This window comes from Klebsiella sp. 141162 (genome assembly GCF_050600755.1).
In the GTDB taxonomy this organism is placed as follows: Bacteria; Pseudomonadota; Gammaproteobacteria; order Enterobacterales; family Enterobacteriaceae; genus Klebsiella; species Klebsiella aerogenes.
The window spans coordinates 1-26,217 of sequence record NZ_JAQIRI010000011.1 but is presented as its reverse complement, the minus strand read 5'-3'; the positions used below and the strand labels follow the sequence as shown (position 1 = coordinate 26,217).

Sequence of the window (26,217 nt, the reverse complement as noted above, 5' to 3'; positions counted from 1 at the left end):
CTGCGAGGCGTAATGGGCTATCTTAGCACGAGTTATGGTACAGCGTTTTTTTTAGCAGCAGATAAATGATATTATTTGTCCCGTGTTTAAATGTGGAACCTGCTATGCCTCAGATTAGCCGTACTGCGCTGGTGCCTTTCAGCGTGGAACAGATGTATCAACTCGTAAATGATGTGAAGTCCTATCCCGATTTCCTGCCAGGCTGCACCGGTAGCCGAGTGCTGGAGGCCGGGCCGACGCAAATGACGGCGGCGGTTGATGTGTCCAAGGCCGGCATCAGCAAGACTTTCACGACGCGTAATACGCTGACCGATAACCAGAGTATCCTGATGAGCCTGGTCGATGGGCCGTTCAAAAAGCTGATTGGCGGCTGGAAGTTTATTCCGCTCAGCCCGGATGCGTGCAAAATTGAGTTTCATCTCGATTTTGAGTTCACCAACAAGCTGATTGAAATGGCTTTTGGTCGCATCTTTAAAGAGCTGGCCGCCAATATGGTGCAGGCGTTCACCACGCGCGCCAAAGAGGTGTATCGTGTCGGCTAATATTGTGGTTGAAGTCGCCTATGCGTTGCCGGAAAAACAGTACCTGCAACGCGTGAAGCTGCAGGCTGGGGCAACGGTCGAGCAGGCGATTATCTCGAGCGGTATTCTGGCGCTGCGCGAAGATATCGATCTGGCGAAGAATAAAGTCGGTATCTACAGCCGTCCGGTCAAGCTGCATGACGAAGTCCATGATGGCGACCGCGTAGAGATTTATCGCCCACTGATTGCTGACCCGAAAGAGCTGCGCCGACAGCGGGCTGAAAAGCACGCCGAGAAATAAGCGGGAATGCACAATAAAAAAGCGCTCATTGAGCGCTTTTTGCATTTCAACTGGCCTGAGATTACTTGGTCAGCGCCGGTTTGTTATCAATGTTGGTTAACACACCGCTGCTGTCGAAGGTCAGCGTCAGGGTCTGCTGGGTCACTTTCTCATGGCCCGGCTGCTGGCGGAAAACGTAGAACCAGGTGTTGCTACCAAATGGATCTGACATCATCGGCGTACCCAGCGCATAAGCAACCTGCTGTTGTGTCATGCCGACACGAATTTTTGCGACATCGGTTGGTGCCAGATAGTTACCCTGGTTGATATCAGGACGGTAAACCACTCGTTCCAGAGTGGAACAGCCTGCGGTCAACATAAGGAGAACCGCTGCGGCAGCAGTCAGCGTTTTACAGCGCATAGTGATTTGATTCCTTTTTGGGCCCGAGCAATACGTGGCTCATCTGTAATATGCCGATAATAATAGACCTTTGCCCGGTTGGGAACCTTCGACTGCAGGTCTATTGGCAATTTGCTGTTCACTATGACTCTGTGAAAATCAAAAAGTTTACGCCGCAAGCAACTCTTTCGCGTTCGCCAGGGTGTTGCGGGTCACCTCGCTACCGCCCAGCAGACGGGCCAGTTCCTGCAGTCTGGCGCGTTTATCCAGCGCATGCATGTGCGTCTCGGTCATCTCACCATCGGTCTCTTTGCAGACAAAGAAATGATGGTGACCACAGCCAGCAACCTGCGGCAGGTGAGTCACGCACATGACCTGCGTGGATTCTCCCAACTGGCGGAGCAGTTTGCCGACCACCGCCGCCGTCGGGCCGCTGATGCCGACATCGACCTCATCGAAAATCAGCGCCGGAGTTTCCATTTTACGGGCGGTAATAACCTGAATAGCCAGTGCGATACGCGACAGCTCGCCGCCGGAGGCCACTTTAGCGATCGGCTGCAGCGGTTGCCCCGGGTTGGTGGTGACGCGGAACTCAATATGGTCGGCGCCTTCGGCGGTCAGATGGCGTTCATCAAAGGCGACATCAATGGCAAACACGCCGTGTGGCATAGAAAGTGAGTGCATACTTTCGGTTATCAACTGGGTGAGTTCATCGGCGCTGCGCTGACGCAGGGCGTGCAGTTCTTGCGCCGTTTCCAGCGCCAGGCGGTGATGCTCAATGACCAACTGGCTCAGCGACTCCAGCGAACCGGCGCTGTCGTCCAGCAGGCGCTGCTCATCCAGCATGGCCTGATAGAACGCCGGCAGCTCTTCCGGAGCAATCTGATGCTTACGCGCCAGCGCAATCTGCCGGGAAATGCGCTGTTCCAGCTCGAACAGACGGTTAGGGTCGAGATCGAGACGGTCATTGTAGTGGCGCAGCTCATCGGTCGCCTCGCTGAGCTGAATAGAGGCTTCTTCCAGCATATCGTGCACGCTGGAGAGTTTGCTATCCATACCGACCAGCTCGCTAACCAGCTGTTTAGCGGTATAAAGCTGGCTTTGCAAATTGGCCTCTTCGCCGTCGGCCAGTACCGTTAACGCATGCTGACAGGTACTGAGCAGCTGGCCGCTGTTGGCCAAACGTTTGTACTCTTCGTCTATCTGTTCGAACTCGCCCGGCAGAGGATTAAATTCGTTCAGTTCTTTGAGCTGGTATTGCAGCAGGTCTGCGCGGGCGGCGCGCTCCTGGCTCTGCTGCTGATGCTGAGCCAGCTCCCGGCAGCTCTGGTGCCACTGGCGGTAGCGTTCCGCCATGCGCTGAGTAAGCGCATACTCACCGGTATAACCATCGAGCAGGGTTTTCTGATGTTCGGCTTTGGTGAGTAACTGATGGGCATGCTGGCCATGGATCTGGATCAGCAACTGGCCCAGCTCGCGAAGTTGAGAAAGGGGCACGGCGGTACCGTTGATAAAACCGCGGGAGCGACCGTCAGCGCTGATCACGCGGCGAAGTAAACACTCACGCCCGCTTTCCAGTTGGTTCTCTTCCAGCCAGCGCTGGGCGGCAGGGGTATCTTTCAGCGCGAAGCGCGCGCACAGGTCGGCACGGCTGGCGCCGCGGCGCACCATGTCAGCTTCGGCTCGGCCGCCGAGGCACAACCCCAGCGCGTCGATGGCAATGGATTTCCCGGCGCCGGTTTCCCCGGTAATGGCGGTCATGCCACTGTGAAAATCAATTTCCAGTTCACGAACGATAGCGAAATTGCTGATGGTGAGTTGCGCCAACATAGCTGCCTTCCTGTATGAAAAACCATTACTGTGTTTTCGTACAGTATAAACTGGTTTTTTATCCAGTAAAGAGGCAGCTTGTAAAATCAGAACAATTTTTTCGACCAGCCCAACTTAGTGCTTAATGTATTGAAATAACTGTAGTCTTTCGGATGAATCAGATTGAGGTGATAATCACAGCGGCGGATGAGCACATCTTCGCCGTCCTGAATGGGGAGCGCAATCTGGCTGTCGCAACTGATTTCCAGATCGTTGCAGCGCTGCGAGAAGCGCAGGCGAATGGTGCTATCGCCGTTAATCACCAGCGGTCGCGCTGATAGCGTATGCGGGAACATCGGCACCAGGGTGATGGCGTCCAGAGAAGGCGTGAGAATAGGGCCGCCCGCAGAGAGCGAATAGGCCGTCGAACCGGTAGGCGTGGAGATGATCAGGCCGTCGGAGCGCTGGGAGAAGGCGAACACTTCATCGATATAGACTTCGAACTCAATCATGTGCGCGACTTTACCCGGATGCAGCACCACTTCATTAATAGCCGTGCTGATGCGCTTCTGGCAGTCATGCTGGCATACCTGGGCTTCCAGCAGAAAACGTTTTTCTGCGATATAGTGGCCTTCTAGTACGTCGGCCAATTGCTGAAGCGCGTTATCCGGGTCAAGGTCGGTAAGAAAACCAAGATTGCCGCGGTTAATGCCGATGACGTTGATGTCATAGCGCGCCAGGGTACGCGCCGCGCCGAGCATATTGCCGTCGCCGCCGACCACCACCGCCAGATCCGCCTGCTGGCCGATTTCCGCCAGCGTGCCGGTTTTTACATTGCTAAGCTGGAGTTCATGGGCGATTTGCTGCTCGACCAATACTTCATAGCCTTTGCCGCATAGCCAGCGCCAGAGCATTTCATGTGTGGTCAGGGCGGTTGGGTGACGAGGGTGTCCCACAATGCCGATACACTTGAAATGGTTCTTCATGATCTGGATGTCCTTGGGTTAAATGAATGATGACAATCTGTCTGCTTCCCTTGAATCCCGGAAACTGATCCCCATAATAAGCGAAGTTAGCGAGATGAATGCGAAAAAAACGCGGAGAAATTCATGAGTAGTAAAGAACAGAAAACGCCTGAGGGGCAAGCCCCGGAAGAAATTATCACGGAGCAGCACGACAACGTAGAGGCTGTAGAGCCTGAGGTTTCTGCTGAGCAGGTGGATCCGCGCGATGAAAAAATTGCGAATCTGGAAGCACAGCTGGCCGAAGCGCAAAAGCGTGAACGTGATGTGATGCTGCGCGCAAAAGCGGAAGAAGACAACCTGCGTCGTCGCACCGAACAGGATATCGAGAAAGCGCATAAATTTGCGCTGGAGAAGTTCGTCAACGAACTGCTGCCGGTTATCGATAGCCTGGATCGCGCGCTGGAAGTGGCTGATAAAGCTAACCCGGATATGGCGCCAATGGTTGAAGGGATCGAACTGACCCTGAAATCGATGCTGGACGTCGTGCGTAAGTTTGGCGTTGAAGTGGTTGCCGATACCAACGTACCGCTGGATCCAAACGTGCACCAGGCCATCGCGATGGTCGAGTCTGACGATGTGGCTGCCGGCAACGTGCTGGGCGTGATGCAGAAGGGTTATACCCTGAACGGTCGTACTATTCGCGCCGCGATGGTAACCGTCGCGAAAGCGAAGTAATTCGTTAGTTCGCCAGTAACGGCTGCCTGCGGGTGGCCGTTTTTATTGGCTTTAAATAAAATAACGGCGAACCGAAGTTCGCCGTTATTCTTTGCTGGCTGCGCTATTCCGCCACGCTTTCGCGTAATGATTTCACCGGCATCACCTTCACCTGCTTAATCATATTGTCCTGTACGTCGAGAATATCGATATCATACTGTTCGATACGTACGCGGGTTCCAGGGACCGGGATTTCTTCCAGCGCTTCCAGAATGATGCCGTTAACGGTACGCGCGTCGTCTTCCGGCAGATGCCAGTTGAACGCTTTGTTGATTTCCCGCACGTTGGCGCCGCCGTCAATAATTACCGAGCCGTCATTAAGCGGCGTCACTTCTTCGGCAAGGGTTGGCGACATTGAGGTAGTGAAGTCTCCCACGATCTCTTCAAGAATATCTTCAACGGTGACCAGTCCTTGAATATCACCATATTCATCGACCACCAGACCGACTTTCTTTTTATTACGTTGGAATTTCACCAATTGCGTGCTGAGTGGCGTACCTTCTGGCACAAAGTAAATCTCATCTGCCGCTCGTAACATGATCTCTTTTGTGAACTCTTTCTTTTCCGTCATCAGACGATAGGCTTCACGGACGCGCAGCATGCTGATGGCATCGTCCAGCGAATCACGATAAAGCACGATACGGCCATGCGGCGAGTGGGTTAGCTGGCGGACTATAGATTTCCAGTCATCGTTGATATCGATACCGACGATCTCATTGCGCGGCACCATGATGTCATTAACGCTGACCTTTTCCAGATCCAGGACCGACAGCAGCATGTCCTGATTCCGCCGTGAGATTTGTGAACGGGATTCATTCACAATCGTTCGTAGTTCATCTTTGCTTAATGCGCCGCTAATGACGTGATCGGTCTTAATACCCATCATGCGCATCAGTACGCGGGTAATGGTGTTCAACAGCCACACCAGCGGCATCATCAGTACCTGTAGCGGCGCCAACAGGAAACTGCTGGGGTAGGCGACCTTTTCCGGATACAGGGCGGCAATGGTTTTAGGTAAGACTTCGGCAAACACCAGCACGACAAAGGTGAGCACGCCGGTGGCGATAGCCACGCCAGCGTCGCCGTACAGACGCATGCCGACGATGGTCCCCAGCGCTGAGGCCAGGATATTGACGAGGTTGTTGCCGATGAGCACCAGGCTAATGAGGCGGTCCGGCTTACGCAGCAGCTTTTCCACACGCTTAGCCGGGCGGTTGCCTTGTTTCGCCATATGACGCAGCCGATAGCGGTTCAGCGTCATCATGCCGGTTTCGGAACCGGAGAAATAGGCGGAGATAATCACCATGATGATCAGCGTGACGATCAGCGTGGTGGTAGAAATGTGTTCCAGGAGAGACTCCTTAGTCTTTAACTAACAAACTGCTGAAGGACGCGGCTGCCAAAATAAGCCAGGGTCAGCAACCCGGCTCCGGCGACGTTAAACCAGACCACCCGGCGGCCGCGCCAGCCTTCGTGGTAGTGCCCCCACAGCAGTACGATATAGACAAACCAGGCCACGATAGACAGCACCGCTTTATCAATATTTTCGGTATTGAACAGGTTGTGCATATAGAACAACCCGGTGCATAGCGTCAGGGTCAGCAGCACTACGCCAACCTGGGTGATATGAAACATTTTACGCTCAATACTCATCAGCGGCGGCATTTCGCTGCTGAAAGCCAGCTTTTTATTTTTCAGCTGGTAGTCAATCCACGCCAGCTGCAGCGCGTACAGCGCGGCGATGATAAGCGTGGCGTAGGCAAAGAGCGACAGGCCGATATGCACCAACATCCCAGGAGTGGTTTCGAGGTGGGTGATGTACTCGTTAGGCACGAAGGTGGCGAAGGCGAGGTTGATCAGCGCGAAGGCGTATACGATAGGTAGCAATAGCCAACCGCGATTACGCGAGGCGACGATGGTCATCACCGTACAGATCATCAGGCTGACCAGCGAGCCGACGTTAAGTAAGCTGAGATTTTGCCCACCTTCGCCGCCGGGGAAAATACGTGACTCCAGCGCGAAGGCGTGGCAAATCAGCGCTATCGTCGCGGAGAGAATCGCCATCCGTCGCCAGCTGCTGTTTTTTTGCAGCAAGCCAGGGATGATCAGCGCAAGGCTGATGGAGTAGGCGACAAGGGCAAGTAGAGCAAACACAGGCATAGGAGCGTCGACTGTTGACTAAATAAGAAAGAGAAGCAGTATAGCGTCACGCGACGTCTGCTCCAACCGTTGCAGCACATTCAGGTTTATGTCGTGTTATACTGCGCCAAATTCGTATTTTTGTGTCGCTGCGGCGACCGACCGTTTCCACCTCAGGCGAGAGACAATGTTTGATAATTTAACCGATCGTTTGTCGCGTACGCTGCGCAACATTAGCGGCCGCGGACGCCTTACCGAAGACAACATTAAAGACACCCTGCGCGAAGTGCGCATGGCGCTGCTGGAGGCCGACGTCGCGCTTCCGGTGGTGCGTGATTTCATCAGCCGCGTCAAAGAGAGCGCGGTAGGCCATGAAGTCAATAAAAGCCTGACGCCAGGTCAGGAGTTCGTCAAAATTGTTCGCAACGAGCTGGTTGCGGCGATGGGCGAAGAAAACCAGACGCTGGATTTAGCCGCGCAGCCGCCGGCCGTCGTCCTGATGGCGGGCCTGCAGGGTGCGGGTAAAACGACCAGCGTCGGTAAGCTGGGTAAATTCCTGCGCGAGAAGCACAAGAAAAAAGTGCTGGTCGTTTCCGCGGACGTATACCGCCCGGCGGCGATTAAACAGCTGGAAACGCTGGCAGAGCAGGTCGGCGTGGATTTCTTCCCGTCCGACGTGGGCCAGAAGCCGGTTGATATCGTCAACGCGGCGCTGAAAGAAGCGAAGCTTAAATTCTACGACGTGCTGCTGGTGGATACCGCCGGTCGTCTGCACGTCGATGAAGCGATGATGGACGAAATCAAACAGGTCCACGCCGCGATTAATCCGGTTGAGACGCTGTTCGTCGTCGATGCGATGACCGGTCAGGATGCGGCGAATACCGCGAAGGCTTTTAACGAAGCGCTGCCTTTGACCGGCGTGGTGCTGACCAAAGTAGACGGCGACGCCCGCGGCGGTGCGGCGCTGTCGATTCGTCATATCACCGGCAAGCCGATTAAATTCCTCGGCGTCGGCGAGAAAACCGAAGCGCTGGAGCCGTTCCACCCGGACCGTATCGCTTCTCGTATTCTCGGCATGGGCGACGTGCTGTCGCTTATCGAAGATATCGAGAGCAAAGTTGACCGCGCGCAGGCCGAGAAGCTGGCATCCAAGCTGAAGAAAGGCGACGGTTTCGACCTGACCGACTTCCTTGAGCAACTGCGCCAGATGAAAAACATGGGCGGCATGGCCAGCCTGATGGGCAAACTGCCGGGCATGGGGCAAATTCCCGATAACGTGAAAGCGCAGATGGACGACAAAGTGCTGGTGCGTATGGAAGCGATCATCAACTCGATGACGATGAAAGAGCGCGCCAAGCCGGAAATCATTAAAGGTTCGCGTAAACGCCGTATCGCCGCCGGTTGCGGAATGCAGGTGCAGGACGTGAACCGACTGCTGAAGCAGTTCGACGACATGCAGCGCATGATGAAGAAGATGAAGTCGAAAGGCGGCATGATGAAGATGATGCGCGGGATGAAAGGGATGATGCCGCCAGGATTCCCTGGCCGCTAATACGCGTCATAATTCAAGCCGCAGATGCGTTGGCTGCGTTCGTTCACCCCGGTCACGTACTTGTGTACGCTCCCGGGGATTTACTCACTTGCCGCCTTCCTGCAACTCGAATTATTTAGCGTATGTAGTTTTGAATTGATTTTTGCACAGAAATCAGTAAAATTTTCGGGCTTTTAATATGACACCGGGCTCCGTTCCTCGATGGGGCCCGGTTGTTTTATTCACACAAGAGGATGTTATGGTAACTATTCGTTTAGCACGTCACGGCGCTAAAAAGCGTCCGTTCTACCAGGTTGTTGTCACCGACAGCCGTAATGCACGCAACGGTCGCTTCATCGAGCGCGTTGGCTTCTTCAACCCGATCGCTACCGAGAAAGAAGAAGGCACCCGCCTGGATCTGGATCGTATCGCTCACTGGGTTGGCCAGGGCGCTACTGTTTCCGATCGCGTTGCCGCGCTGATCAAAGCCGCTAACAAAGCAGCTTAATCTGTCACGGTGGTCATGATGAGCAAGCAACACACCGCACAAGCACCTGTTGATCCGATTGTATTGGGGAAAATGGGTTCTTCCTACGGTATCCGTGGTTGGCTCAGAGTGTTTTCCTCCACCGAAGACGCTGAAAGCATTTTTGACTATCAGCCCTGGTTAATCCAGAAGGCGGGTCAGTGGCAGGTTGTTGAGCTGGAAAGCTGGCGCCACCACAATCAGGACATCATCATCAAGCTGAAAGGCATTGACGATCGTGATGCGGCGAATCTCCTGACTAATTGCGAAATTATTGTGGATTCATCGCAGCTGCCGGCGCTGGAAGAGGGCGACTATTACTGGAAAGACCTGATGGGCTGCCAGGTAGTTACCACCGAAGGCTATAGCCTGGGTAAAGTCATTGATATGATGGAAACCGGGTCGAATGACGTTCTCGTCATCAAGGCAAACCTGAAAGATGCATTTGGCATCAAGGAGCGGTTGGTTCCGTTCCTCGATGGGCAGGTTATCAAGAAAGTCGATCTCGCTACTCGTACTATCGAAGTAGACTGGGATCCTGGTTTTTAAATTCTCCGGATAAACGGTAAAAGACGGCGCTATGTGGATTGGCATAATTAGCCTGTTTCCTGAAATGTTCCGCGCAATTACCGATTACGGGGTAACTGGCCGGGCAGTAAAAAATGGCCTGCTGAGCATCGAAAGCTGGAGTCCTCGCGACTTCGCTCATGACCGGCACCGTACCGTGGACGATCGTCCTTACGGCGGCGGACCGGGGATGCTAATGATGGTTCAACCCTTACGGGATGCCATTCATGCAGCAAAAGCCGCGGCAGGTGAAGGCGCAAAGGTGATTTATCTGTCACCTCAGGGGCGCAAGCTTGATCAAGCGGGCGTCAGCGAACTGGCAACGAATCAGAAACTGATTCTGGTGTGCGGTCGCTACGAAGGGATAGACGAGCGCGTAATCCAAACCGAAATTGACGAAGAATGGTCAATCGGCGATTACGTTCTCAGCGGTGGTGAGTTACCGGCAATGACGCTGATTGACTCCGTTTCCCGGTTCATTCCGGGAGTACTGGGACATGAAGCATCGGCAACGGAAGATTCCTTTGCTGATGGGTTGCTGGATTGCCCGCACTATACCCGTCCTGAAGTGTTAGAAGAGATGGAAGTACCGCCAGTATTGCTGTCGGGAAACCATGCTGAGATTCGTCGCTGGCGTCTGAAGCAGTCGCTGGGCCGCACCTGGCTTAGAAGACCTGAACTTCTGGAAAACCTGGCTCTGACTGAAGAGCAAGCAAAGTTGCTGGCGCAGTTCAAAAGCGAACACGCGCAACAGCAGCATAAACATGATGGGCAGGCGTGAGCCCCCAATATCAGTTTACCCAGGATAAGAGATTAAATTATGAGCAACATTATTAAGCAACTTGAACAAGAACAGATGAAGCAGGACGTACCTTCCTTCCGTCCGGGTGATACCGTGGAAGTGAAAGTATGGGTTGTTGAAGGTTCCAAAAAACGTCTGCAGGCATTCGAGGGCGTGGTTATCGCTATTCGTAACCGCGGTCTGCACTCTGCATTCACTGTTCGTAAAATTTCCAACGGCGAAGGCGTTGAGCGTGTCTTCCAGACTCACTCTCCGGTAGTTGACAGCATTGCTGTTAAACGTCGTGGTGCTGTACGTAAAGCTAAACTGTACTACCTGCGTGAGCGTACCGGTAAGTCTGCTCGTATCAAAGAGCGTCTTAACTAAGATTCGCTTTCGCGACATCCTGATAGAAAGGGCTGGCCAGATGGCTGGCCCTTTTTTTATCTAAATTTTAACTATTTTGATGTAAATCAATTACAATATCGCCCGGATTTCGGAGGGGCGGTGAACGGCACTATTTTCTCACAACCAGCATTGCAACGGCGGGCCGCCTGGCTGGCGCTGTTTGCGATCCTGCTGATTGTGGTGGCGCCGCTGATCTCCATTTCGCTACAGAAAGATCCCATGAGCGCGATGCCGGGCATGCATCATGCTATGCCGATGGGCGAGTCCGATGCCGGGATGTCCGGGCATGAGATGACCATGATGCACGGCGCTGACAGCGCGTCACAGCCGGCGCATAGCATGCCGGTTGATCACGCCGAAGCCTGCGGCTATTGCGTGCTATTAGCGCACGTACCGGGGCTGCTGTTCGCGCTGGCGCTGTTCTTCGCCATGATCCTACGGCGCATTCGCCTGCCGGTTTCTCGCCCGGTATTAAAACACTGGCGCTACTTCCCCTGGCTCTACCCTGAAACCCGCGCGCCGCCGCGGCTGTCTGCTTTTTCCCTTTAATAAAAATGAATCTGCGTACTGCGCAACGACCTCTTTTGCTTTAAAAAAGGAAGAGTATGACAACCTGCACCTCGCGCGCGGCATGGTTAAACCTGCTGCGGCGCCTCCATTTCTATATTGGTCTGTTTATCGGACCATTTATCTTTGTCGCGGCCTTGACCGGCACGCTGTATGTCGCCACGCCGCAGCTGGAAAACTGGCTGTACCATGACGCCTTACAGGGCTCGCTCAACGGCGAAAAACAGCCGCTTAGCGCGCAAATTGCCGTCGCCAAAGAGGCTACGCAAAACAATCTCCGCCTGCAGGCCGTGCGCCCGGGTATTACTGCTGGCGAAACGACGCGGGTGATGTTTGCCGACCCGCGGCTGGGGGAATCAGAAAACCGGGCTATTTTTGTTGACCCGGTGACGCTACGGGTCAAAGGCGATCTGACGGTTTACGGTACCAGCGGTATTTTACCGCTGCGCCAGTGGATTGATTACGCGCATAAATCCTTGCTGTTGGGTGACAGTGGCAGGCTGTACAGCGAACTGGCGGCCTCCTGGATGTGGGTCGCGGCGTTGGGCGGTATTGCGCTATGGGCGATGACCCGTCCGAAGCGGCGTATAAACAATCGGCTGCAAAATACCCGCCGTCTGCACGTGACGCTGGGCTGGATGTTGCTGGTTGGCATGTTGCTGTTTTCCGCCACTGGCTTAACCTGGTCGCAGTGGGCGGGCGGTAACGTCGATAAGATGCGCGCCGCGTTTGGCTGGCTAACGCCGCAGGTCAATACGCAACTTCATGGCGGGGAGGCGATGCCGCCCGATCCGCATGCCGGGCACCACATGGCGCATATGGCAATGGATGAGCCACAGGTGAAAGTGACTGCGGATCGGTTCGATAGCGTATTGCAGGTGGCGCAGGCCGCAGGGCTGACGGCCAGCAAGCTGGAGATCCGGCCGCCCAAAAGCGCGGGGATGGCGTGGACGGTGAATGAAATTGACCGTAGCTGGCCGACACGGGTCGATGCGGTGGCCATTGATGGCGAGACGTTACAAGTCGTGGATCGTACCCGCTTTAGCGATTTCCCGCTGATGGCTAAGCTGACCCGATGGGGCGTCGATTTTCATATGGGTTTACTGTTCGGGTTGGCTAACCAGTTGCTGTTGGTGGCGTTCGGGGTGGCTCTGTGCGTCATGATCATCGTCGGCTACCGCCTGTGGTGGATCCGCCGTCCGACGCAGAGTGCGTTTAATCCAGCACAGACGTTGGTGCAAGCGTGGTTGGGGTTAAGTGTCGCCGCCCGGGCGCTTGCGCTGCTAATCGCGCTCCTGCTCGGGCTGGCGGTGCCGCTGATGGGCGTCAGCCTCGCGGCGTGCCTCGTGGTTGATTACCTGCGCTGGCGCGCGGCTTCAGCGATGAGGCTGGCTAAATCGGTAGACTAACCTGCTTAAGGCGTGCTGATCACCACGGTAACGCGGCGGTTTTCAGCACGGCCTGCAGCGGTATCGTTGCTGGCGATGGGGTACTTTTTACCTAATCCGCGGGTGGTTAGATTACTGCGCGGGATTTTCGCGCCTTCAGCCCAGGCATCCGCCACGCTGTTGGCGCGCTTTAATGACAGCGCTTCGTTGTAGCTGTCTTCGCCGTAGTTATCGGTATGACCTTCAAGACGGCTATGGGTAATACCGGTCTCAGCTAACCGTGCGGCCATACTGTGGATTTGCTGCTGGCTTTCGGGACGCAGGCGATAGTCGTTTTTGTCAAACAGAATGCTGTCAGACAAACCTAAAGACCAATCACCAGCGGCTTCGGTAAAGCCGTAAGACTTCATTGCTGCGACCTGTTCTTTAGAGAACTTACCTGGCGCCTGGCACCCGGTGAGGAGAAATGCAGCCAGAAGAGTGGGTGCAATAAATTGCCTGAGCATAGTAATTCCTTCTTATTTTTGTGTGTGATGAAAACGCTGGTTTTTCATCCGATACATATTCTGATCGGCCAGTTCCTGCAGCTCCTCCACCGAGGTGTGCTCCCAGGTCAAAGCATAGCCAATACTCAGAGAGAGCGTTGCCGTGTGGCCATTGTGAAGGTTGAATGGCTGGAGAAACTGTTCGGACAGCGTTGCGCAAAGCGCCTGGACTTCGGTTTCTGTATGCACATCGTGCAATAAAATGGCGAATTCATCGCCGCCCAGACGCCATGCCTGGTGTTGGTCGCCAACGAATGCCATCAGGCGGCTGGCGACCTCAATAAGGACTTTATCGCCGGCGGCGTGTCCCCAGTTATCGTTAATGAGTTTGAAATTATCGCCGTCAAGAAACAGCAGCGCCGAGCTATGGCGTGCCGCGTCATCGTCCATCAGTTTACCGATGACGTTGCGAAACGCCGCGCGATTCGCCAATCCCGTTAGTGGATCATGTAACGAGCTGCGCAGCAGTTGCGCATTTTTTGCCTGCAGCTGACGCTGCCAATCCTCCATTTCTCCGAGCAGGCTATTGAAGTCCTGGGCGAAGAGATGGAATTCCTCAATACGTTCTTCCGGTACACGGCGCGAGAAATGGCGGTTTTCGCGGATATCATGTACCACTTCGGTAATACTTTGCAGCGCGGTGACAATACCGCGGTGCAGAGAATGGGTGAGCATCAGGGCGATAACGGACGCCAGCAGAATACTGCCGGTCAATACGATCAGCGAAACACCGAGAAAATGACTGATTAACCGATCGAGCGCCTTCAGACGAAGCTCACCGATTATTTTTCCCTGATGCCAGATTGGCTGGACAGTCGGTTCAGGAAACAGCCATTTACTAATATAACCACTGAATTTTTCGTTTTTAACTAAGGCGTCATTACGCCAGTCGGCGAAATGACGCTGACGGCTGTCCAGAAGCGTGGCTTCGGAAAATTGCCCCTGTCTTCCAAGCGTCGCCAGCGTATCTTCTGCGGCGGTGGCATCGCCAAAAACCAGTGCCGCTTCGAGGCTGCGGCCCATGGTTGCCGCGGTGAGCTCAAGATTTTTTTGCGCGTACTGTTTTAACGTGATGACAGAGGCGGCGCTGAGCAAAAGCCAGACCAGCGTCATCGAAATCACTACGCTTATCATGCTGATTCGGCGTAACGCGTTTTTGAAAGTGGGGCGCGGGGCCTGAGAAAAATCCTTATTCATGTGATTTCTTCCGGGCAAGCATCAGTACGTCCGGATTGACCCGTACACCGCTATGCGTCAGGACATCCAGATTAACGGAAAACCTCACCCTATCGTCATTTATGAGCAAGCAAAAAGCGCTGCCAAAAGAGCAATCGGTATTTTGTTCCGCTATGAGTAATAGGGGACGGGAGCCATATTTTTTTGTTAATGCAGACTGCTGATCCGGGGTTTCACTGCCGAAATACAAACCGTCGCAGCTGGCCTTTAGGGCTTCCTGTGAATTTCGAACTATCACCGGTTGATAAGGTAAATTTTCCGGCGCTTCCTGAGCCAAACTGCGGATATATCGGGAGGTGGAAAAAACGCATAACTTCGGCGGGCCGGATAAATTTGGCCAGCGCGTATAAGTCACAATCCCCGAAACTATGGCGCGAACGTTCTCAGATGTCTCAGCGGCAAAAGCGGGAACTCCCGCGATGAGCAAAAAGAAAAGCAAAAATAGACGGTAAAACTCTTTCATTAACGGGTCCGTCAAATCGTTATTGCACGGGAAACGCAGTTCGCAGTTGCCTGAGCGGAGAATAGCATTATTGGCAAAAAGCGTCATTAGCTGCCCCGGCCGCTTTGAGATAATCCTTACCAGGAATTTTAGTAAAGGAATGAGTAAAGCGCGGCGGCAAAAAGAGTCTTTCGTCATGTGTACATTTATATGAACAGTTTTCGGCCAATCTGATGCCAATTATTTTGCTGGTGTAAATTAAAGTTTACGTAATATGGATTGATATCTTTACTTTATATGGTATGGTTACGTCATGCCCGCTGAGGCAACAACTATCGCAAACGAGCTATACAGGATCGCCATCATGCAAAAAGACGCGCTGAATAACGTACATATTACCGATGAACAAGTTCTGATTACCCCGGATCAGCTGAAAGCCGAATTCCCGTTAACCGTGGAGCAGGAAGCGCAGATCGCCCACTCCCGGCAGACTATTTCCAATATTATTGCCGGCCGCGATCCGCGTCTGCTGGTAGTCTGCGGTCCTTGCTCAATTCACGATCCGGAAGCTGCTATCGAATATGCTCGTCGATTTAAAGCCCTTGCCGCAGAGGTCAGCGATAGCCTCTACCTGGTGATGCGCGTCTATTTTGAAAAGCCCCGTACTACCGTTGGCTGGAAAGGGCTGATTAACGATCCGCACATGGATGGCTCGTTTGATGTTGAAGGCGGTCTCAAGATCGCGCGTCGCCTGCTGGTTGATTTGGTCAATATGGGCCTGCCGCTGGCGACAGAAGCGCTCGATCCAAATAGCCCGCAATACCTTGGCGATCTGTTCAGCTGGTCCGCCATCGGCGCGCGTACCACCGAATCGCAGACCCACCGTGAAATGGCATCCGGTCTGTCGATGCCGGTTGGTTTTAAAAACGGTACCGATGGCAGCCTGGCGACGGCGATTAACGCCATGCGCGCCGCCGCCATGCCGCACCGTTTTGTCGGCATCAACCAGGCCGGCCAGGTTTGCCTGCTGCAGACCCAGGGGAATCCGGATGGTCACGTCATTCTGCGCGGCGGCAAAGCGCCTAACTACGGCCCGGAAGATGTTGAGAAGTGCGAAAAAGAGATGGCGCAGGCGGGACTGAAACCGTCGCTGATGATAGATTGCAGTCATGGTAATTCCAATAAAGACTTCCGTCGTCAGCCGGCGGTTGCGGAATCCGTCGTCGCGCAGATCAAAGATGGCAACCGTTCCATCATTGGCCTGATGATTGAGAGCAATATCCACGAAGGCAATCAGTCTTCTGAGCAGCCCCGTTGCGATATGAAGTATGGCGTATCCGTCACCGATGCCTGCATCAGCTGGGAAACTACCGATGCACTGCTGCGCGAGCTCGATAGCGATCTGCGCGGACATCTGGCGGCACGTCTGGCTTAAGAGGATTGTATGGTTGCTGAACTGACCGCATTGCGCGATCAAATTGATGAAGTTGATAAGGCGCTGCTTGATTTGCTGGCAAAGCGCCTGGAGCTGGTGGCGGAGGTTGGCGAGGTTAAGAGTAAATATGGCCTGCCGATTTACGTACCGGAACGGGAAGCCGCGATGCTGGCTTCCCGCCGCGAAGAGGCGGCGGCTCTAGGCGTGCCGCCGGATCTTATCGAGGATGTTCTGCGTCGGGTGATGCGCGAATCGTATTCAAGTGAAAACGACAAAGGCTTCAAAACGCTGCATCCGAATCTGCGCCCGGTGGTCATTGTTGGCGGCGGCGGGCAGATGGGACGTCTGTTTGAGAAGATGCTGACGCTGTCTGGCTATCAGGTGCGGGTACTGGAAAAAGAAGACTGGCCGCGGGCGACAGAGATTGTCGCCGATGCCGGGATGGTTATCGTCAGCGTTCCGATCCATACCACAGCCGAGACGATTTCACGTCTGCCGCCGCTGCCGGCAGATTGCATTCTGGTCGATCTGGCTTCCATCAAAGCCGAGCCACTGCAGGCGATGCTGGCGGCGCATAACGGCCCGGTATTGGGATTGCACCCGATGTTTGGCCCGGACAGCGGCAGCCTGGCGAAACAGGTAGTGGTTTACTGCGATGGGCGTCAGCCGGAAGCGTACCAGTGGTTCCTTGAACAGATTCAGGTCTGGGGGGCGCGACTGCACCGCATCAGCGCCGTTGAGCACGATCAGAACATGGCGTTTATTCAGGCGTTGCGTCACTTTGCCACTTTCGCCTATGGCCTGCATCTGGCCGAAGAGAACGTTCGTCTTGAGCAACTATTGGCGCTCTCTTCGCCGATTTATCGGCTGGAGCTGGCGATGGTGGGGCGTCTGTTTGCCCAGGATCCGCAGTTGTATGCCGACATCATTATGTCGTCAGAAAATAATCTGGCGTTGATTAAGCGCTACTACCAGCGTTTCGGCGAAGCGATTGGCCTGCTGGAGCAGGGCGATAAACAGGCGTTTATCGACAGCTTCCGTAAAGTCGAACACTGGTTTGGCGATTACGCCCAGCGCTTCCAGAGCGAAAGCCGCACGCTGTTGCGTCAGGCGAATGATAATCGACAGTAAGTCCGCTAAACGTGTATACAATAAAGCCAGAGGGGTAACCCGCTGGCTTTTTTTATAGGGATGAAAAGATGGCTCAACCGCAACCGCTGTTTGATTACGTCGGGCACCTGCCGGAATGCCCAACCTGGAGCGATGCCGAGCAGGCACTGTACTGGGCGGATATTCTGGAGTGCGAAATTCACCGCTACGATACACGCAGTAAAGAACACCAGGTTCTGCAATTTCCCGAAGAAGTGGGATGCTTTGCTCTGCGCGAGAAGGGCGGTTTTATCGTCGCATTACGTAGCGGTATCTGGCTTTGTGATGCCCGCGGTCTGCTGCAACGCAAAATCTGTGATAACCCAAGTAACCCGGATCTGGCGCGTTTTAACGACGGCGGCACCGACCGGGATGGCCGTTTTTACGCAGGCACCTTCTGGGGGCCGGGGGATTACAATGGCGCGCTGCTGGTACGGATTGATAATGACCTGACGCCAAAGGTGGTGCAGTGCGATATTCATGGTGCTAATGGTCTGGCATTTAGCGACGATAAGCGCTGGATGTATACCTCCGATACGCCAAACGCGGTGATTTACCGCACGCCGCTGGATGAGCAGGGCGAGCCGGGCAAACGGGAAGTGTTTCGTCGTTTCCATCCGGGAGAGGGGATCCCTGATGGTGCGGCGGTTGATGAAGAAGGCTGTTACTGGAGCGCGATGTTTGACGGCTGGCGGATTGCCCGTTTTTCGCCGAAGGGAGAACAACTGGAAGAGTATCGCTTACCGGTGCGTTGTCCCACGATGGTGTGTTTCGGCGGCGCGGATATGAAAACGCTCTACATCACTACCACCCGGGAAAATATGGACGCCGACGAAGTGGCGCAATATCCGCTTTCCGGCGCCATCTTCACCCTGCCGGTTGCGGTGGCAGGGATGAAGAAACGGCAATTTATTGAACGTTAAGCCGGGTCGACCGGCACGACGTTTTCGCTCGGGTAACAGCCCAGTACTTTCATCGAACGGGTAATTTCGGCCAGCTCTTTTAAAGCTTTACGTAAGGGAAGGGATTCCAGGTTGGCCTGAATATCCAGATAAAACATCTCTTCCCACGGGTTACCGTGGATTGGGCGCGATTCCAGCTTGCTCATGATCAGGTTGTGGTTACGCAGCACCAGTAGCGCTTCAACCAGCGCGCCCGCCTGTTGGCCGGTGGCGATTAACAACGTCGTTTTCGCCGGCACCTGATCGGATACGTTCACCGCTTTACGCGCCAGCACCAGGAAACGAGTGATGTTTTGCGTCTGGTTAGCCTGGCAGTGCTCCAGCACCTGCAGCCCGTACAGCGCGCCGCCGGCTTCGCTACCCAGCGCGGCAACGGTGGGAGATTTTGCCTGCGCGACTTTTTCCATCGCCGCCGAGGTGCTCTCGGTGTACTCGATTTTCCAGTGCGGATAGCGGCTTAAATACTGGCTGCACTGCTGGAACGGCTGCGGATGACTATAGACGGTCTCGATCTTATCGGCGTCCGTTGAGGACGAAACGAGCACACAGTGATCGATTGGCAGCGTCAGTTCGCCAACGATCGACAGACTGGTGTGCTGCAGCAGATCGTACACATCGTTGATCCCGCCGGAGCTGGTGTTTTCGATCGGCACGACGGCGTAATCGGCCTGACCGGTTTCGACCTGCTCAAAGATATCGGCGAATTTCGCGCAGCCGCTTTCGATAAATTGCTCAAAATGACGCGCGGCGTACTGGCGCGCGGCAAGATGTGAGTACGAACCTTTAGGCCCCAGGAAGGCGATACGCGCGGAGTGGGGGTTAATCTTATTGAGATGCTGCTGCAGTAGCGCCTGTTGGGTAAGAACGGAGTCTTCAATAATCAGCTGGAACAGGCGGGTAATGTAGTGGGCGTCCAGATGATGCTTTTTGCCAAGCGTCATTAAACGCTCCAGCAGGTCGCGTTCGCGGTCGATATCGCGTACCGGACGGTGCGATTCCAGCTTCGCTTTCCCGACTTCCACCGCCAGGCCGCGGCGTTCGGCCAGCAGCGCGAGCAGTTTTTCATCCAGGGCGCTTATTTTGTCGCGCAGGGCCAGTAATGGGTTTTCCTCGGTCATAATTGTGTTGCCTTTCTTGTTATCAATAAAAAAGGCCTCCCGCGTGGGAGGCCTTGTTATTCGTCTTCGCATTCTTTCTTATACGACGAACCGCCTCCCAGTCAGGGGAAGGTAAAAAAGAATGCGAAGAAGAACGGGAGTCGTTTCACGATGAATTCCTTAGGTTAGTGTGGATTACAGTACCTGTACTGTTTTCATCCTGTCAATAAAAAACGAAAAACGCGCCCGAAGGCGCGTGGCATGACACAACTTAAGTTAAGGATTACTCTTCTTCTTCCACAAAGCCTGCCTCTTTCACCGATGTGGCGGCGCGGCGGGCTTCCCCTTTGTGTTGCACTTTATTCAGCTGCCGTTCCAGCTTGTTGATCAATTCGTTAATGGCGGCGTACATGTCTTCATGACGCGCGCTGGCAACCAGATGACCGTTCGGCGTATTGATGGTTGCGTCAGCAATAAAACCCTGCGGCTCCTTAGAGAGAATGATGTGCGGGTTGATTAAATGAGTTTGCCACTTATCCAGTTTGGCGAGACGGTCTGCGACATGCTGGCGGATTGCCGGAGTAATTTCCATTTGTTTACTGGTAATGTTCATTGTCATAAATTTTACCTCTTGTCTTTCCCGTCTTGGTGAACCCAGCATACCTCGCCCAATGTCAAAATGTGTGATCTAAATCACATTTAAATGTCACTTTTTGTCAACGAATTCATTTTGTGAGACAGGACAGGAACGGATGAGATTTTACTTGTCGAAATGAAGAAAGGGGGCCATATTTGATGAGTTAACTCGGCGCTAAACCGCTTCAGCGCTGGTGTTCATTGAATAAAAAAACGGCAGCCGCGTGGCTGCCGTTTTGCTTTCTGCTATCACCCTCAGGTGTTTTTGCCGTTGGCGGCGATGATTTTGGCGACTTTGTCAGCCTGCGCATTCATTTGCATCTGACGATAGGCGTTTTCCATCTTCGGCAGCGCATCGCGAGTGGCCTGTGTATCCGGGTAGTTACGCAGCATACCGTCAACGCGGTTCACAACGGCAACCCAGGCGCCGCGGTCGGTGTAATAATCCACCACCGATAGCTCATACTTCGCCAGACGATCTTTCAGGAACACCAGACGCTTGTAGGCGTCAGTGGCGTACTGGCTGTTCGGATAACCGCGAACCAGCTTCGAGAAATCATTGAATGCGTCGCGAGCGTGCTGCGGGTCGCGGTCGGAACGATCGACGCCGAAGAAGCCCTGCAGAGCGCTGTCATCGAGGGCCATGTTAGTCAGGCCGCGCATATAGATGACGTAGTCAATGTTTGGATGCGTAGGATTCAGACGAGCGAAACGATCGATTGCGGCCTGAGCCAGCGGCAAATCGGCATTTTTGTAATACGCATAAATCAGGTCCAGCTGTACCTGTTGGGAGTAAGGACCAAATGGATAGCGATTATCCAACGCTTCCAGTTGCGTTATTGCCTGTTTCCAGTTACCGTCCTGCAACTTTTGCTGGGCGGTCGCGTAAATTTCATTCGGCGGATTATCAGGCACCTCCTCCTTTGAGCCAGAGCAACCCACCAAAGCCAGGCTCAGTGTGGCTGCTGCCACCAGGTATTTCATGCGCGTCATGACGTTTTGACTTCCTCAAAATGTTTATGCGGGAGAATCTCTGTTCCTGCTCCCGATTAAGACCAGCTACAATAGCACACTATATTAAACGGCAAAGCCGTAAAACCCAACGTTAAACGAAGAAGCTGTATATGGCACAACGAGTACAACTCACCGCAACGGTGTCCGAAAATCAACTCGGTCAACGCTTAGATCAGGCTTTGGCCGAATTGTTCCCGGATTATTCACGTTCGCGGATAAAAGAATGGATCCTTGACCAGCGCGTGCTGGTAAATGGCAATGTCATCGACAAGCCGAAAGAAAAAGTTTTTGGCGGCGAGGCCGTCTCTATCGATGTTGAGATCGAGGAAGACGTGCGTTTTGAACCGCAGGATATTCCGCTCAATATCGTCTATGAAGATGACGACATCCTGGTCATCAACAAACCACGTGATTTGGTTGTGCACCCCGGTGCGGGCAACCCTGACGGTACTGTGCTGAATGCGCTGCTGCATTACTATCCGCCCATTGCCGATGTACCGCGCGCGGGAATTGTCCACCGTCTGGATAAAGACACCACCGGTCTGATGGTCGTGGCGAAGACTATTCCGGCGCAAACGCGTCTGGTCGAGTCGCTGCAGCTGCGCGAAATTACCCGCGAGTATGAAGCGGTGGCCATCGGCCACATGACCGCTGGCGGTACGGTTGAAGAACCGATCAGCCGTCACCCAACCAAGCGCACGCATATGGCGGTTCACCCGATGGGGAAACCGGCGGTGACCCATTACCGCATTATGGAACATTTCCGAATCCACACCCGTTTGCGCCTGCGTCTGGAAACCGGCCGTACCCACCAGATTCGCGTGCATATGGCGCATATCACCCATCCGCTGGTGGGCGATCAGGTTTACGGCGGCCGCCCGCGTCCGCCGAAAGGGGCATCGGACGAGTTCATCAGCGCGCTGCGCAAATTCGATCGCCAGGCATTGCACGCGACCATGCTGCGTCTGTATCACCCAATTACCGGTATTGAGATGGAATGGCACGCGCCGATCCCGCAGGATATGGTGGAACTGATCGACGCCATGCGCGCCGATTTTGAAGCCCATAAGGACGATATTGACTGGTTATGACAAAGCTGATTGTTCCGCAGTGGCCAATGCCGAAAGGCGTGGCGGCCTGTAGTTCTACTCGTGTGGGCGGCGTGAGCCTGCCTCCGTATGACTCGTTGAACCTTGGCGCCCATTGCGGCGACGATCTCCTGCATGTCGAAGAAAACCGCCGGCGGATGTTTGCCGCTGGCGGATTACCCTCTTATCCGGTGTGGCTGGAGCAGGTGCATGGCACCACGGTACTAAAATTGGATGGCGGGCCGTACGTGTCAAAACGCGCCGATGCGTCATACTGTAATACGCCGGGTACCGTTTGTGCGGTGATGACCGCGGACTGCCTGCCGGTGCTGTTCTGTAACCGCGCCGGAACTGAGGTGGCGGCAGCGCACGCCGGATGGCGCGGCTTATGTGAAGGCGTACTGGAAGAAACGGTCGCCTGCTTTAATGATAAACCGGAAAATATCCTGGCCTGGCTTGGTCCGGCAATAGGCCCTGAGGCGTTTGAAGTCGGTGCGGAAGTGCGCGAGGCTTTCATCGCCAAAGATGCCCAGGCGGAGAGCGCCTTCCGTCCTGCCGGTGAAAAATATTTTGCTAATATCTATCAATTGGCTCGTCAGCGCCTGGCAAACGTCGGCGTGGAGCAGATTTTCGGCGGCGATCGTTGCACTCTAAGTGAAAAGGATGATTTTTTCTCTTATCGTCGCGACAAGACCACAGGTCGTATGGCAAGTTTCATTTGGCTGATATAACCTAGAGAATCAAGACGATCCAGAAGGCAAACTTATTTTTCACATAGTTCAGGTCTTTAACCTTGAATAATTGAGGGATGACCTCATTTAATCTCCAGTAGCAAATTTGACCTGTTTATGGGAGGAGTTATGCGTCTGGATCGTCTTACTAATAAATTCCAGCTTGCTCTTGCCGATGCCCAGTCGCTAGCACTCGGGCACGACAACCAATTCATCGAACCACTTCATCTAATGAGCGCCTTGCTGAATCAGGAAGGGGGATCGGTACATCCTTTATTAACCTCGGCGGGTGTTAACGCCGTGGCGTTACGCAGCCAAATCGAACAGGCGCTGAGCCGTTTACCGCAGGTAGAAGGTACCGGCGGCGACGTGCAGCCGTCTCAGGATCTGGTGCGTATTCTCAATCTTTGCGACAAGCTGGCGCAAAAGAGAAAGGATAACTTTATTTCGTCAGAACTGTTCGTTCTGGCGGCGCTTGAATCACGCGGTACGCTGACCGACCTGCTGAAATCTGCCGGAGCAACAACCGCCAATGTGACTCAGGCGATTGAACAAATGCGCGGAGGTGAAAGCGTGAACGATCAGGGTGCCGAAGACCAACGTCAGGCATTGAAAAAATTTACCGTCGATCTGACCGAACGGGCCGAACAAGGCAAACTGGACCCGGTGATCGGTCGTGATGAAGAGATTCGTCGTACCATCCAGGTACTTCAGCGCCGTACTAAAAACAACCCGGTACTGATTGGTGAGCCCGGGGTGGGTAAAACGGCAATCGTCGAAGGACTGGCGCAGCGTATCGTCAACGGCGAAGTACCTGAAGGGCTGAAAGGCCGTCGGGTATTGGCGCTGGATATGGGCGCGCTGGTGGCCGGGGCGAAATATCGCGGCGAGTTCGAAGAACGTCTGAAAGGCGTGCTGAACGATCTGGCGAAACAGGAAGGCAACGTTATCCTGTTTATCGATGAGCTGCACACCATGGTCGGCGCGGGTAAAGCCGACGGCGCGATGGATGCCGGCAACATGCTGAAACCGGCCCTGGCGCGCGGTGAACTGCACTGCGTCGGCGCCACCACCCTTGATGAATACCGCCAGTACATTGAAAAAGACGCCGCGCTGGAACGTCGTTTCCAGAAAGTGTTCGTCGCTGAGCCGACGGTAGAAGATACCATCGCGATTTTGCGCGGTCTGAAAGAACGTTATGAACTGCACCACCACGTGCAGATCACTGACCCGGCCATCGTGGCGGCGGCGACCCTGTCGCATCGCTATATTGCCGACCGTCAGTTGCCGGATAAAGCTATCGACCTTATCGATGAAGCGGCATCCAGCATCCGTATGCAGATCGACTCGAAGCCGGAAGAGCTGGACCGTCTCGATCGCCGTATCATCCAGTTGAAGCTGGAACAGCAGGCGCTGAAGAAAGAGGCCGATGAAGCGAGCCTGAAACGTCTCGATATGCTTAATGAAGAGCTGGCGGACAAAGAAAGCCAGTATTCGGTGCTGGAAGAAGAGTGGAAAGCGGAAAAAGCATCACTCTCCGGTACGCAGACTATTAAAGCCGAGCTGGAACAAGCCAAAATTGCCATCGAACAAGCACGACGTCTTGGCGACCTCGCGCGGATGTCCGAACTGCAATACGGTAAAATTCCGGAGCTGGAAAAACAGCTGGCGGCAGCCACTCAGTCTGAAGGCAAAACGATGCGCCTGTTACGTAACAAAGTAACCGATGCCGAGATCGCCGAAGTGCTGGCGCGTTGGACCGGCATTCCGGTGGCGCGGATGATGGAAAGCGAGCGCGAAAAACTGCTGCGTATGGAGCAGGATCTGCATCACCGCGTCATTGGCCAGGATGAAGCGGTTGAAGCGGTATCCAACGCCATTCGCCGTAGCCGCGCCGGATTGTCTGACCCGAACCGGCCTATTGGTTCGTTCCTGTTCCTCGGCCCGACCGGGGTGGGTAAAACTGAGCTTTGCAAAACGCTGGCTAACTTCATGTTCGACAGCGACGACGCGATGGTGCGTATCGATATGTCCGAATTTATGGAGAAACACTCCGTCTCGCGTCTGGTCGGTGCGCCTCCGGGATATGTGGGTTACGAAGAGGGCGGGTATCTGACCGAAGCGGTTCGTCGTCGTCCTTATTCCGTCATCCTGCTGGATGAAGTGGAAAAAGCGCATCCGGATGTATTTAACATTCTGCTGCAGGTGCTTGACGATGGTCGCCTGACCGACGGGCAGGGGAGAACGGTCGACTTCCGTAATACGGTTGTCATCATGACCTCTAACCTCGGTTCCGATCTGATTCAGGAACGTTTCGGCGAGCTGGACTACGGTCATATGAAGGATCTGGTGCTTGGCGTGGTTAGTCAGCGCTTCCGTCCGGAGTTTATCAACCGTATTGATGAAGTGGTGGTCTTCCATCCGTTGGGTGAAAAACACATTGCTTCTATTGCGCAGATCCAACTACAGCGTTTGTATAAACGTCTGGAAGAGCGCGGCTATGAAGTGCATATGTCCGATGAGGCGCTGAAGCTGCTGAGCGAAAATGGCTACGACCCGGTATACGGTGCGCGTCCATTGAAACGTGCCATCCAGCAACAGATAGAGAACCCGTTAGCCCAGCAAATCCTGTCTGGCGAGCTGGTTCCGGGTAAAACCGTCGAGCTGGTGGTGAAAGACGACCGTATCGTGGCAGTGCAGTAAGTCACAAAACGACAAAAACGGGCCCTCTGGGCTCGTTTTTGTTTAAAAACCAGGCAAGAATTAAAGTCCAAACGATGATTTGGTTGAAAAGTGAGCGCTTGGATTGTTTTTTTGAATTTATGCTTGTCACTTCAGAATTACTCCCTATAATGCGCCTCCACTGACACGGAACAACGGCAAACAAGCCGCCGGGTCAGCAGGGTTTCAGCAGTGAAATACGACGCTGAAAGCCGACAGAGAAAAGCGAAATAAGCGCTTGACTCTGAATGAGGAAAACGTAATATACGGGACCTCGCAACGGTGAGCTGAAAGCCGCGTTGCAACTGCTCTTTAACAATTTATCAGACAATCTGTGTGGGCACTCAAAGTGACATGGATTCTTAACGTCCTCGGACGAAAAATGAATACCAAGTCTCTGAGTGAACATACGTAATTCATTACGAAGTTTAATTCACGAGCATCAAACTTAAATTGAAGAGTTTGATCATGGCTCAGATTGAACGCTGGCGGCAGGCCTAACACA

General features: G+C 54.0%; 28 protein-coding genes and 1 other annotated feature. Of the genes, 16 read left to right on the top strand and 12 right to left on the bottom strand.

The genetic code is table 11. The features are described 5' to 3' along the window. Positions 1 to 104 precede the first annotated feature (104 nt). Both PGR23_RS21565 and PGR23_RS21560 read left to right on the top strand, forming a co-directional pair. Positions 105 to 542, top strand: a complete 438-nt coding sequence (locus tag PGR23_RS21565; RefSeq protein WP_015370248.1) for a type II toxin-antitoxin system RatA family toxin — start codon at positions 105 to 107, stop codon at positions 540 to 542. Continuing rightward, entirely contained in the window at positions 532 to 822 is a 291-nt protein-coding gene (locus PGR23_RS21560) for an RnfH family protein (protein ID WP_015370249.1), read from the top strand. Before PGR23_RS21565 ends, PGR23_RS21560 begins: the two co-directional genes overlap by 11 nt. 61 nt (positions 823 to 883) lie before the next feature. Here PGR23_RS21560 and bamE read toward each other — a convergent pair whose 3' ends face one another. The 3 genes from bamE to nadK form a co-directional block, all read right to left on the bottom strand. After that, positions 884 to 1,222 carry an outer membrane protein assembly factor BamE gene (bamE, locus tag PGR23_RS21555; RefSeq protein ID WP_047044418.1) on the bottom strand — a complete coding sequence of 113 codons (339 nt, stop codon included), beginning with the start codon at positions 1,220 to 1,222 and terminating at the stop codon, positions 884 to 886. Between the two features lie 147 nt (positions 1,223 to 1,369). Continuing rightward, entirely contained in the window at positions 1,370 to 3,031 is a 1,662-nt protein-coding gene (recN, locus tag PGR23_RS21550; RefSeq protein ID WP_396279478.1) for a DNA repair protein RecN, read from the bottom strand. Between the two features lie 86 nt (positions 3,032 to 3,117). Then, positions 3,118 to 3,996, bottom strand: a complete 879-nt coding sequence (gene nadK / locus PGR23_RS21545; RefSeq protein ID WP_015370252.1) for an NAD(+) kinase — start codon at positions 3,994 to 3,996, stop codon at positions 3,118 to 3,120. Between the two features lie 123 nt (positions 3,997 to 4,119). On the opposite strand from nadK, the gene grpE reads away from it, so the two are divergent. Beyond that, a complete protein-coding gene (grpE, locus tag PGR23_RS21540; RefSeq protein ID WP_015370253.1) occupies positions 4,120 to 4,710 on the top strand; it encodes a nucleotide exchange factor GrpE in 591 nt (196 codons plus the stop codon). 103 nt (positions 4,711 to 4,813) lie between these two features. Here the strand turns inward: grpE and PGR23_RS21535 are convergent, their stop codons facing one another. Both PGR23_RS21535 and PGR23_RS21530 read right to left on the bottom strand, forming a co-directional pair. Then, positions 4,814 to 6,100, bottom strand: a complete 1,287-nt coding sequence (locus tag PGR23_RS21535) for an HlyC/CorC family transporter (RefSeq protein WP_026612238.1) — start codon at positions 6,098 to 6,100, stop codon at positions 4,814 to 4,816. 17 nt (positions 6,101 to 6,117) lie between these two features. Continuing rightward, on the bottom strand, positions 6,118 to 6,909 hold the full coding sequence (locus tag PGR23_RS21530) for a cytochrome C assembly family protein (RefSeq protein WP_015703199.1): 792 nt from the start codon (positions 6,907 to 6,909) through the stop codon (positions 6,118 to 6,120). Between the two features lie 166 nt (positions 6,910 to 7,075). Between PGR23_RS21530 and ffh the strand changes: the two genes are divergently transcribed. The 7 genes from ffh to PGR23_RS21495 all read left to right on the top strand — a co-directional run bounded on the left by ffh (position 7,076) and on the right by PGR23_RS21495 (position 12,677). After that, positions 7,076 to 8,440: a signal recognition particle protein gene (gene ffh / locus PGR23_RS21525; RefSeq protein ID WP_020078159.1), complete on the top strand. Its 1,365-nt coding sequence runs from the start codon at positions 7,076 to 7,078 to the stop codon at positions 8,438 to 8,440. Positions 8,441 to 8,678: 238 nt separating this feature from the next. Continuing rightward, on the top strand, positions 8,679 to 8,927 hold the full coding sequence (gene rpsP / locus PGR23_RS21520) for a 30S ribosomal protein S16 (RefSeq protein WP_015370257.1): 249 nt from the start codon (positions 8,679 to 8,681) through the stop codon (positions 8,925 to 8,927). 18 nt (positions 8,928 to 8,945) lie between these two features. After that, the gene (gene rimM / locus PGR23_RS21515; RefSeq protein ID WP_015703198.1) at positions 8,946 to 9,494 is read left to right on the top strand and encodes a ribosome maturation factor RimM; all 549 of its coding nucleotides are present in this window, start codon (positions 8,946 to 8,948) and stop codon (positions 9,492 to 9,494) included. A gap of 31 nt (positions 9,495 to 9,525) precedes the next feature. Continuing rightward, positions 9,526 to 10,293 carry a tRNA (guanosine(37)-N1)-methyltransferase TrmD gene (gene trmD, locus PGR23_RS21510; RefSeq protein ID WP_008806092.1) on the top strand — a complete coding sequence of 256 codons (768 nt, stop codon included), beginning with the start codon at positions 9,526 to 9,528 and terminating at the stop codon, positions 10,291 to 10,293. A gap of 39 nt (positions 10,294 to 10,332) precedes the next feature. Next, on the top strand, positions 10,333 to 10,680 hold the full coding sequence (gene rplS / locus PGR23_RS21505; RefSeq protein ID WP_002914145.1) for a 50S ribosomal protein L19: 348 nt from the start codon (positions 10,333 to 10,335) through the stop codon (positions 10,678 to 10,680). 120 nt (positions 10,681 to 10,800) lie between these two features. Then, positions 10,801 to 11,250 (top strand): DUF2946 domain-containing protein, encoded by a 450-nt coding sequence (locus PGR23_RS21500; RefSeq protein ID WP_396279479.1) that lies wholly within the window; start codon positions 10,801 to 10,803, stop codon positions 11,248 to 11,250. A 56-nt stretch (positions 11,251 to 11,306) separates the two neighbouring features. Beyond that, positions 11,307 to 12,677, top strand: coding sequence for a PepSY-associated TM helix domain-containing protein (locus PGR23_RS21495; RefSeq protein ID WP_396279480.1), 1,371 nt, complete (start codon positions 11,307 to 11,309; stop codon positions 12,675 to 12,677). A gap of 5 nt (positions 12,678 to 12,682) precedes the next feature. On the opposite strand, the gene PGR23_RS21490 is transcribed toward PGR23_RS21495, so the two are convergent. From PGR23_RS21490 to PGR23_RS21480, 3 genes are read right to left on the bottom strand one after another with little or no spacing between them, the layout of a single operon-like run. Further along, entirely contained in the window at positions 12,683 to 13,162 is a 480-nt protein-coding gene (locus tag PGR23_RS21490) for an OmpA family protein (protein ID WP_045395099.1), read from the bottom strand. Between the two features lie 12 nt (positions 13,163 to 13,174). Next, the gene (gene dgcN, locus PGR23_RS21485; RefSeq protein ID WP_047044434.1) at positions 13,175 to 14,398 is read right to left on the bottom strand and encodes a diguanylate cyclase DgcN; all 1,224 of its coding nucleotides are present in this window, start codon (positions 14,396 to 14,398) and stop codon (positions 13,175 to 13,177) included. Then, positions 14,391 to 14,900, bottom strand: a complete 510-nt coding sequence (locus PGR23_RS21480) for a YfiR family protein (protein ID WP_026612240.1) — start codon at positions 14,898 to 14,900, stop codon at positions 14,391 to 14,393. The genes dgcN and PGR23_RS21480 overlap by 8 nt, the downstream gene beginning before the upstream one ends. 343 nt (positions 14,901 to 15,243) lie before the next feature. Between PGR23_RS21480 and aroF the strand changes: the two genes are divergently transcribed. From aroF to PGR23_RS21465, 3 genes are all read left to right on the top strand, one after another. Then, positions 15,244 to 16,314 carry a 3-deoxy-7-phosphoheptulonate synthase AroF gene (gene aroF / locus PGR23_RS21475; protein ID WP_348876863.1) on the top strand — a complete coding sequence of 357 codons (1,071 nt, stop codon included), beginning with the start codon at positions 15,244 to 15,246 and terminating at the stop codon, positions 16,312 to 16,314. 9 nt (positions 16,315 to 16,323) lie between these two features. Next, a complete protein-coding gene (gene tyrA, locus PGR23_RS21470; protein WP_015703194.1) occupies positions 16,324 to 17,445 on the top strand; it encodes a bifunctional chorismate mutase/prephenate dehydrogenase in 1,122 nt (373 codons plus the stop codon). A 68-nt stretch (positions 17,446 to 17,513) separates the two neighbouring features. Further along, positions 17,514 to 18,386 (top strand): SMP-30/gluconolactonase/LRE family protein, encoded by an 873-nt coding sequence (locus PGR23_RS21465; protein WP_396279481.1) that lies wholly within the window; start codon positions 17,514 to 17,516, stop codon positions 18,384 to 18,386. On the opposite strand, the gene pheA is transcribed toward PGR23_RS21465, so the two are convergent. From pheA to bamD, 4 genes are all read right to left on the bottom strand, one after another. Continuing rightward, complete coding sequence (pheA, locus tag PGR23_RS21460) at positions 18,383 to 19,543, bottom strand: bifunctional chorismate mutase/prephenate dehydratase (RefSeq protein WP_045395094.1); 1,161 nt, start codon at positions 19,541 to 19,543, stop codon at positions 18,383 to 18,385. The genes PGR23_RS21465 and pheA overlap by 4 nt on opposite strands. Before the next feature lie 25 nt (positions 19,544 to 19,568). Further along, positions 19,569 to 19,693: a sequence feature (Phe leader region), on the bottom strand. Further along, positions 19,645 to 19,692, bottom strand: coding sequence for a pheA operon leader peptide PheL (gene pheL / locus PGR23_RS21455; RefSeq protein WP_100279143.1), 48 nt, complete (start codon positions 19,690 to 19,692; stop codon positions 19,645 to 19,647). Its footprint overlaps the feature before it by 48 nt. A gap of 112 nt (positions 19,694 to 19,805) precedes the next feature. Continuing rightward, the gene (raiA, locus tag PGR23_RS21450) at positions 19,806 to 20,141 is read right to left on the bottom strand and encodes a ribosome-associated translation inhibitor RaiA (RefSeq protein WP_002914111.1); all 336 of its coding nucleotides are present in this window, start codon (positions 20,139 to 20,141) and stop codon (positions 19,806 to 19,808) included. A gap of 272 nt (positions 20,142 to 20,413) precedes the next feature. Next, positions 20,414 to 21,151 (bottom strand): outer membrane protein assembly factor BamD, encoded by a 738-nt coding sequence (gene bamD / locus PGR23_RS21445; protein ID WP_015370268.1) that lies wholly within the window; start codon positions 21,149 to 21,151, stop codon positions 20,414 to 20,416. 131 nt (positions 21,152 to 21,282) lie between these two features. Between bamD and rluD the strand changes: the two genes are divergently transcribed. The 3 genes from rluD to clpB all read left to right on the top strand — a co-directional run bounded on the left by rluD (position 21,283) and on the right by clpB (position 25,694). After that, entirely contained in the window at positions 21,283 to 22,263 is a 981-nt protein-coding gene (gene rluD, locus PGR23_RS21440; RefSeq protein WP_015370269.1) for a 23S rRNA pseudouridine(1911/1915/1917) synthase RluD, read from the top strand. Further along, entirely contained in the window at positions 22,260 to 22,991 is a 732-nt protein-coding gene (gene yfiH / locus PGR23_RS21435) for a purine nucleoside phosphorylase YfiH (RefSeq protein ID WP_015703192.1), read from the top strand. The genes rluD and yfiH overlap by 4 nt, the downstream gene beginning before the upstream one ends. Positions 22,992 to 23,120: 129 nt before the next feature. Further along, positions 23,121 to 25,694, top strand: a complete 2,574-nt coding sequence (clpB, locus tag PGR23_RS21430) for an ATP-dependent chaperone ClpB (protein WP_015703191.1) — start codon at positions 23,121 to 23,123, stop codon at positions 25,692 to 25,694. Positions 25,695 to 26,217: the final 523 nt, after the last annotated feature.

Bases quoted from the DNA above. Each gene is read 5' to 3' on its own strand.
- PGR23_RS21565 (WP_015370248.1), top strand. From the start codon at position 105: ATGCCTCAGATTAGCCGTACTGCGCTGGTGCCTTTCAGCGTGGAACAG.
- bamE (WP_047044418.1), bottom strand. From the start codon at position 1,222: ATGCGCTGTAAAACGCTGACTGCTGCCGCAGCGGTTCTCCTTATGTTG.
- recN (WP_396279478.1), bottom strand. From the start codon at position 3,031: ATGTTGGCGCAACTCACCATCAGCAATTTCGCTATCGTTCGTGAACTG.
- nadK (WP_015370252.1), bottom strand. From the start codon at position 3,996: ATGAAGAACCATTTCAAGTGTATCGGCATTGTGGGACACCCTCGTCAC.
- grpE (WP_015370253.1), top strand. From the start codon at position 4,120: ATGAGTAGTAAAGAACAGAAAACGCCTGAGGGGCAAGCCCCGGAAGAA.
- PGR23_RS21530 (WP_015703199.1), bottom strand. From the start codon at position 6,909: ATGCCTGTGTTTGCTCTACTTGCCCTTGTCGCCTACTCCATCAGCCTT.
- ffh (WP_020078159.1), top strand. From the start codon at position 7,076: ATGTTTGATAATTTAACCGATCGTTTGTCGCGTACGCTGCGCAACATT.
- rpsP (WP_015370257.1), top strand. From the start codon at position 8,679: ATGGTAACTATTCGTTTAGCACGTCACGGCGCTAAAAAGCGTCCGTTC.
- rimM (WP_015703198.1), top strand. From the start codon at position 8,946: ATGAGCAAGCAACACACCGCACAAGCACCTGTTGATCCGATTGTATTG.
- trmD (WP_008806092.1), top strand. From the start codon at position 9,526: ATGTGGATTGGCATAATTAGCCTGTTTCCTGAAATGTTCCGCGCAATT.
- rplS (WP_002914145.1), top strand. From the start codon at position 10,333: ATGAGCAACATTATTAAGCAACTTGAACAAGAACAGATGAAGCAGGAC.
- PGR23_RS21495 (WP_396279480.1), top strand. From the start codon at position 11,307: ATGACAACCTGCACCTCGCGCGCGGCATGGTTAAACCTGCTGCGGCGC.
- PGR23_RS21490 (WP_045395099.1), bottom strand. From the start codon at position 13,162: ATGCTCAGGCAATTTATTGCACCCACTCTTCTGGCTGCATTTCTCCTC.
- dgcN (WP_047044434.1), bottom strand. From the start codon at position 14,398: ATGAATAAGGATTTTTCTCAGGCCCCGCGCCCCACTTTCAAAAACGCG.
- PGR23_RS21480 (WP_026612240.1), bottom strand. From the start codon at position 14,900: ATGAAAGAGTTTTACCGTCTATTTTTGCTTTTCTTTTTGCTCATCGCG.
- aroF (WP_348876863.1), top strand. From the start codon at position 15,244: ATGCAAAAAGACGCGCTGAATAACGTACATATTACCGATGAACAAGTT.
- tyrA (WP_015703194.1), top strand. From the start codon at position 16,324: ATGGTTGCTGAACTGACCGCATTGCGCGATCAAATTGATGAAGTTGAT.
- PGR23_RS21465 (WP_396279481.1), top strand. From the start codon at position 17,514: ATGGCTCAACCGCAACCGCTGTTTGATTACGTCGGGCACCTGCCGGAA.
- pheA (WP_045395094.1), bottom strand. From the start codon at position 19,543: ATGACCGAGGAAAACCCATTACTGGCCCTGCGCGACAAAATAAGCGCC.
- raiA (WP_002914111.1), bottom strand. From the start codon at position 20,141: ATGACAATGAACATTACCAGTAAACAAATGGAAATTACTCCGGCAATC.
- bamD (WP_015370268.1), bottom strand. From the start codon at position 21,151: ATGACGCGCATGAAATACCTGGTGGCAGCAGCCACACTGAGCCTGGCT.
- rluD (WP_015370269.1), top strand. From the start codon at position 21,283: ATGGCACAACGAGTACAACTCACCGCAACGGTGTCCGAAAATCAACTC.
- yfiH (WP_015703192.1), top strand. From the start codon at position 22,260: ATGACAAAGCTGATTGTTCCGCAGTGGCCAATGCCGAAAGGCGTGGCG.
- clpB (WP_015703191.1), top strand. From the start codon at position 23,121: ATGCGTCTGGATCGTCTTACTAATAAATTCCAGCTTGCTCTTGCCGAT.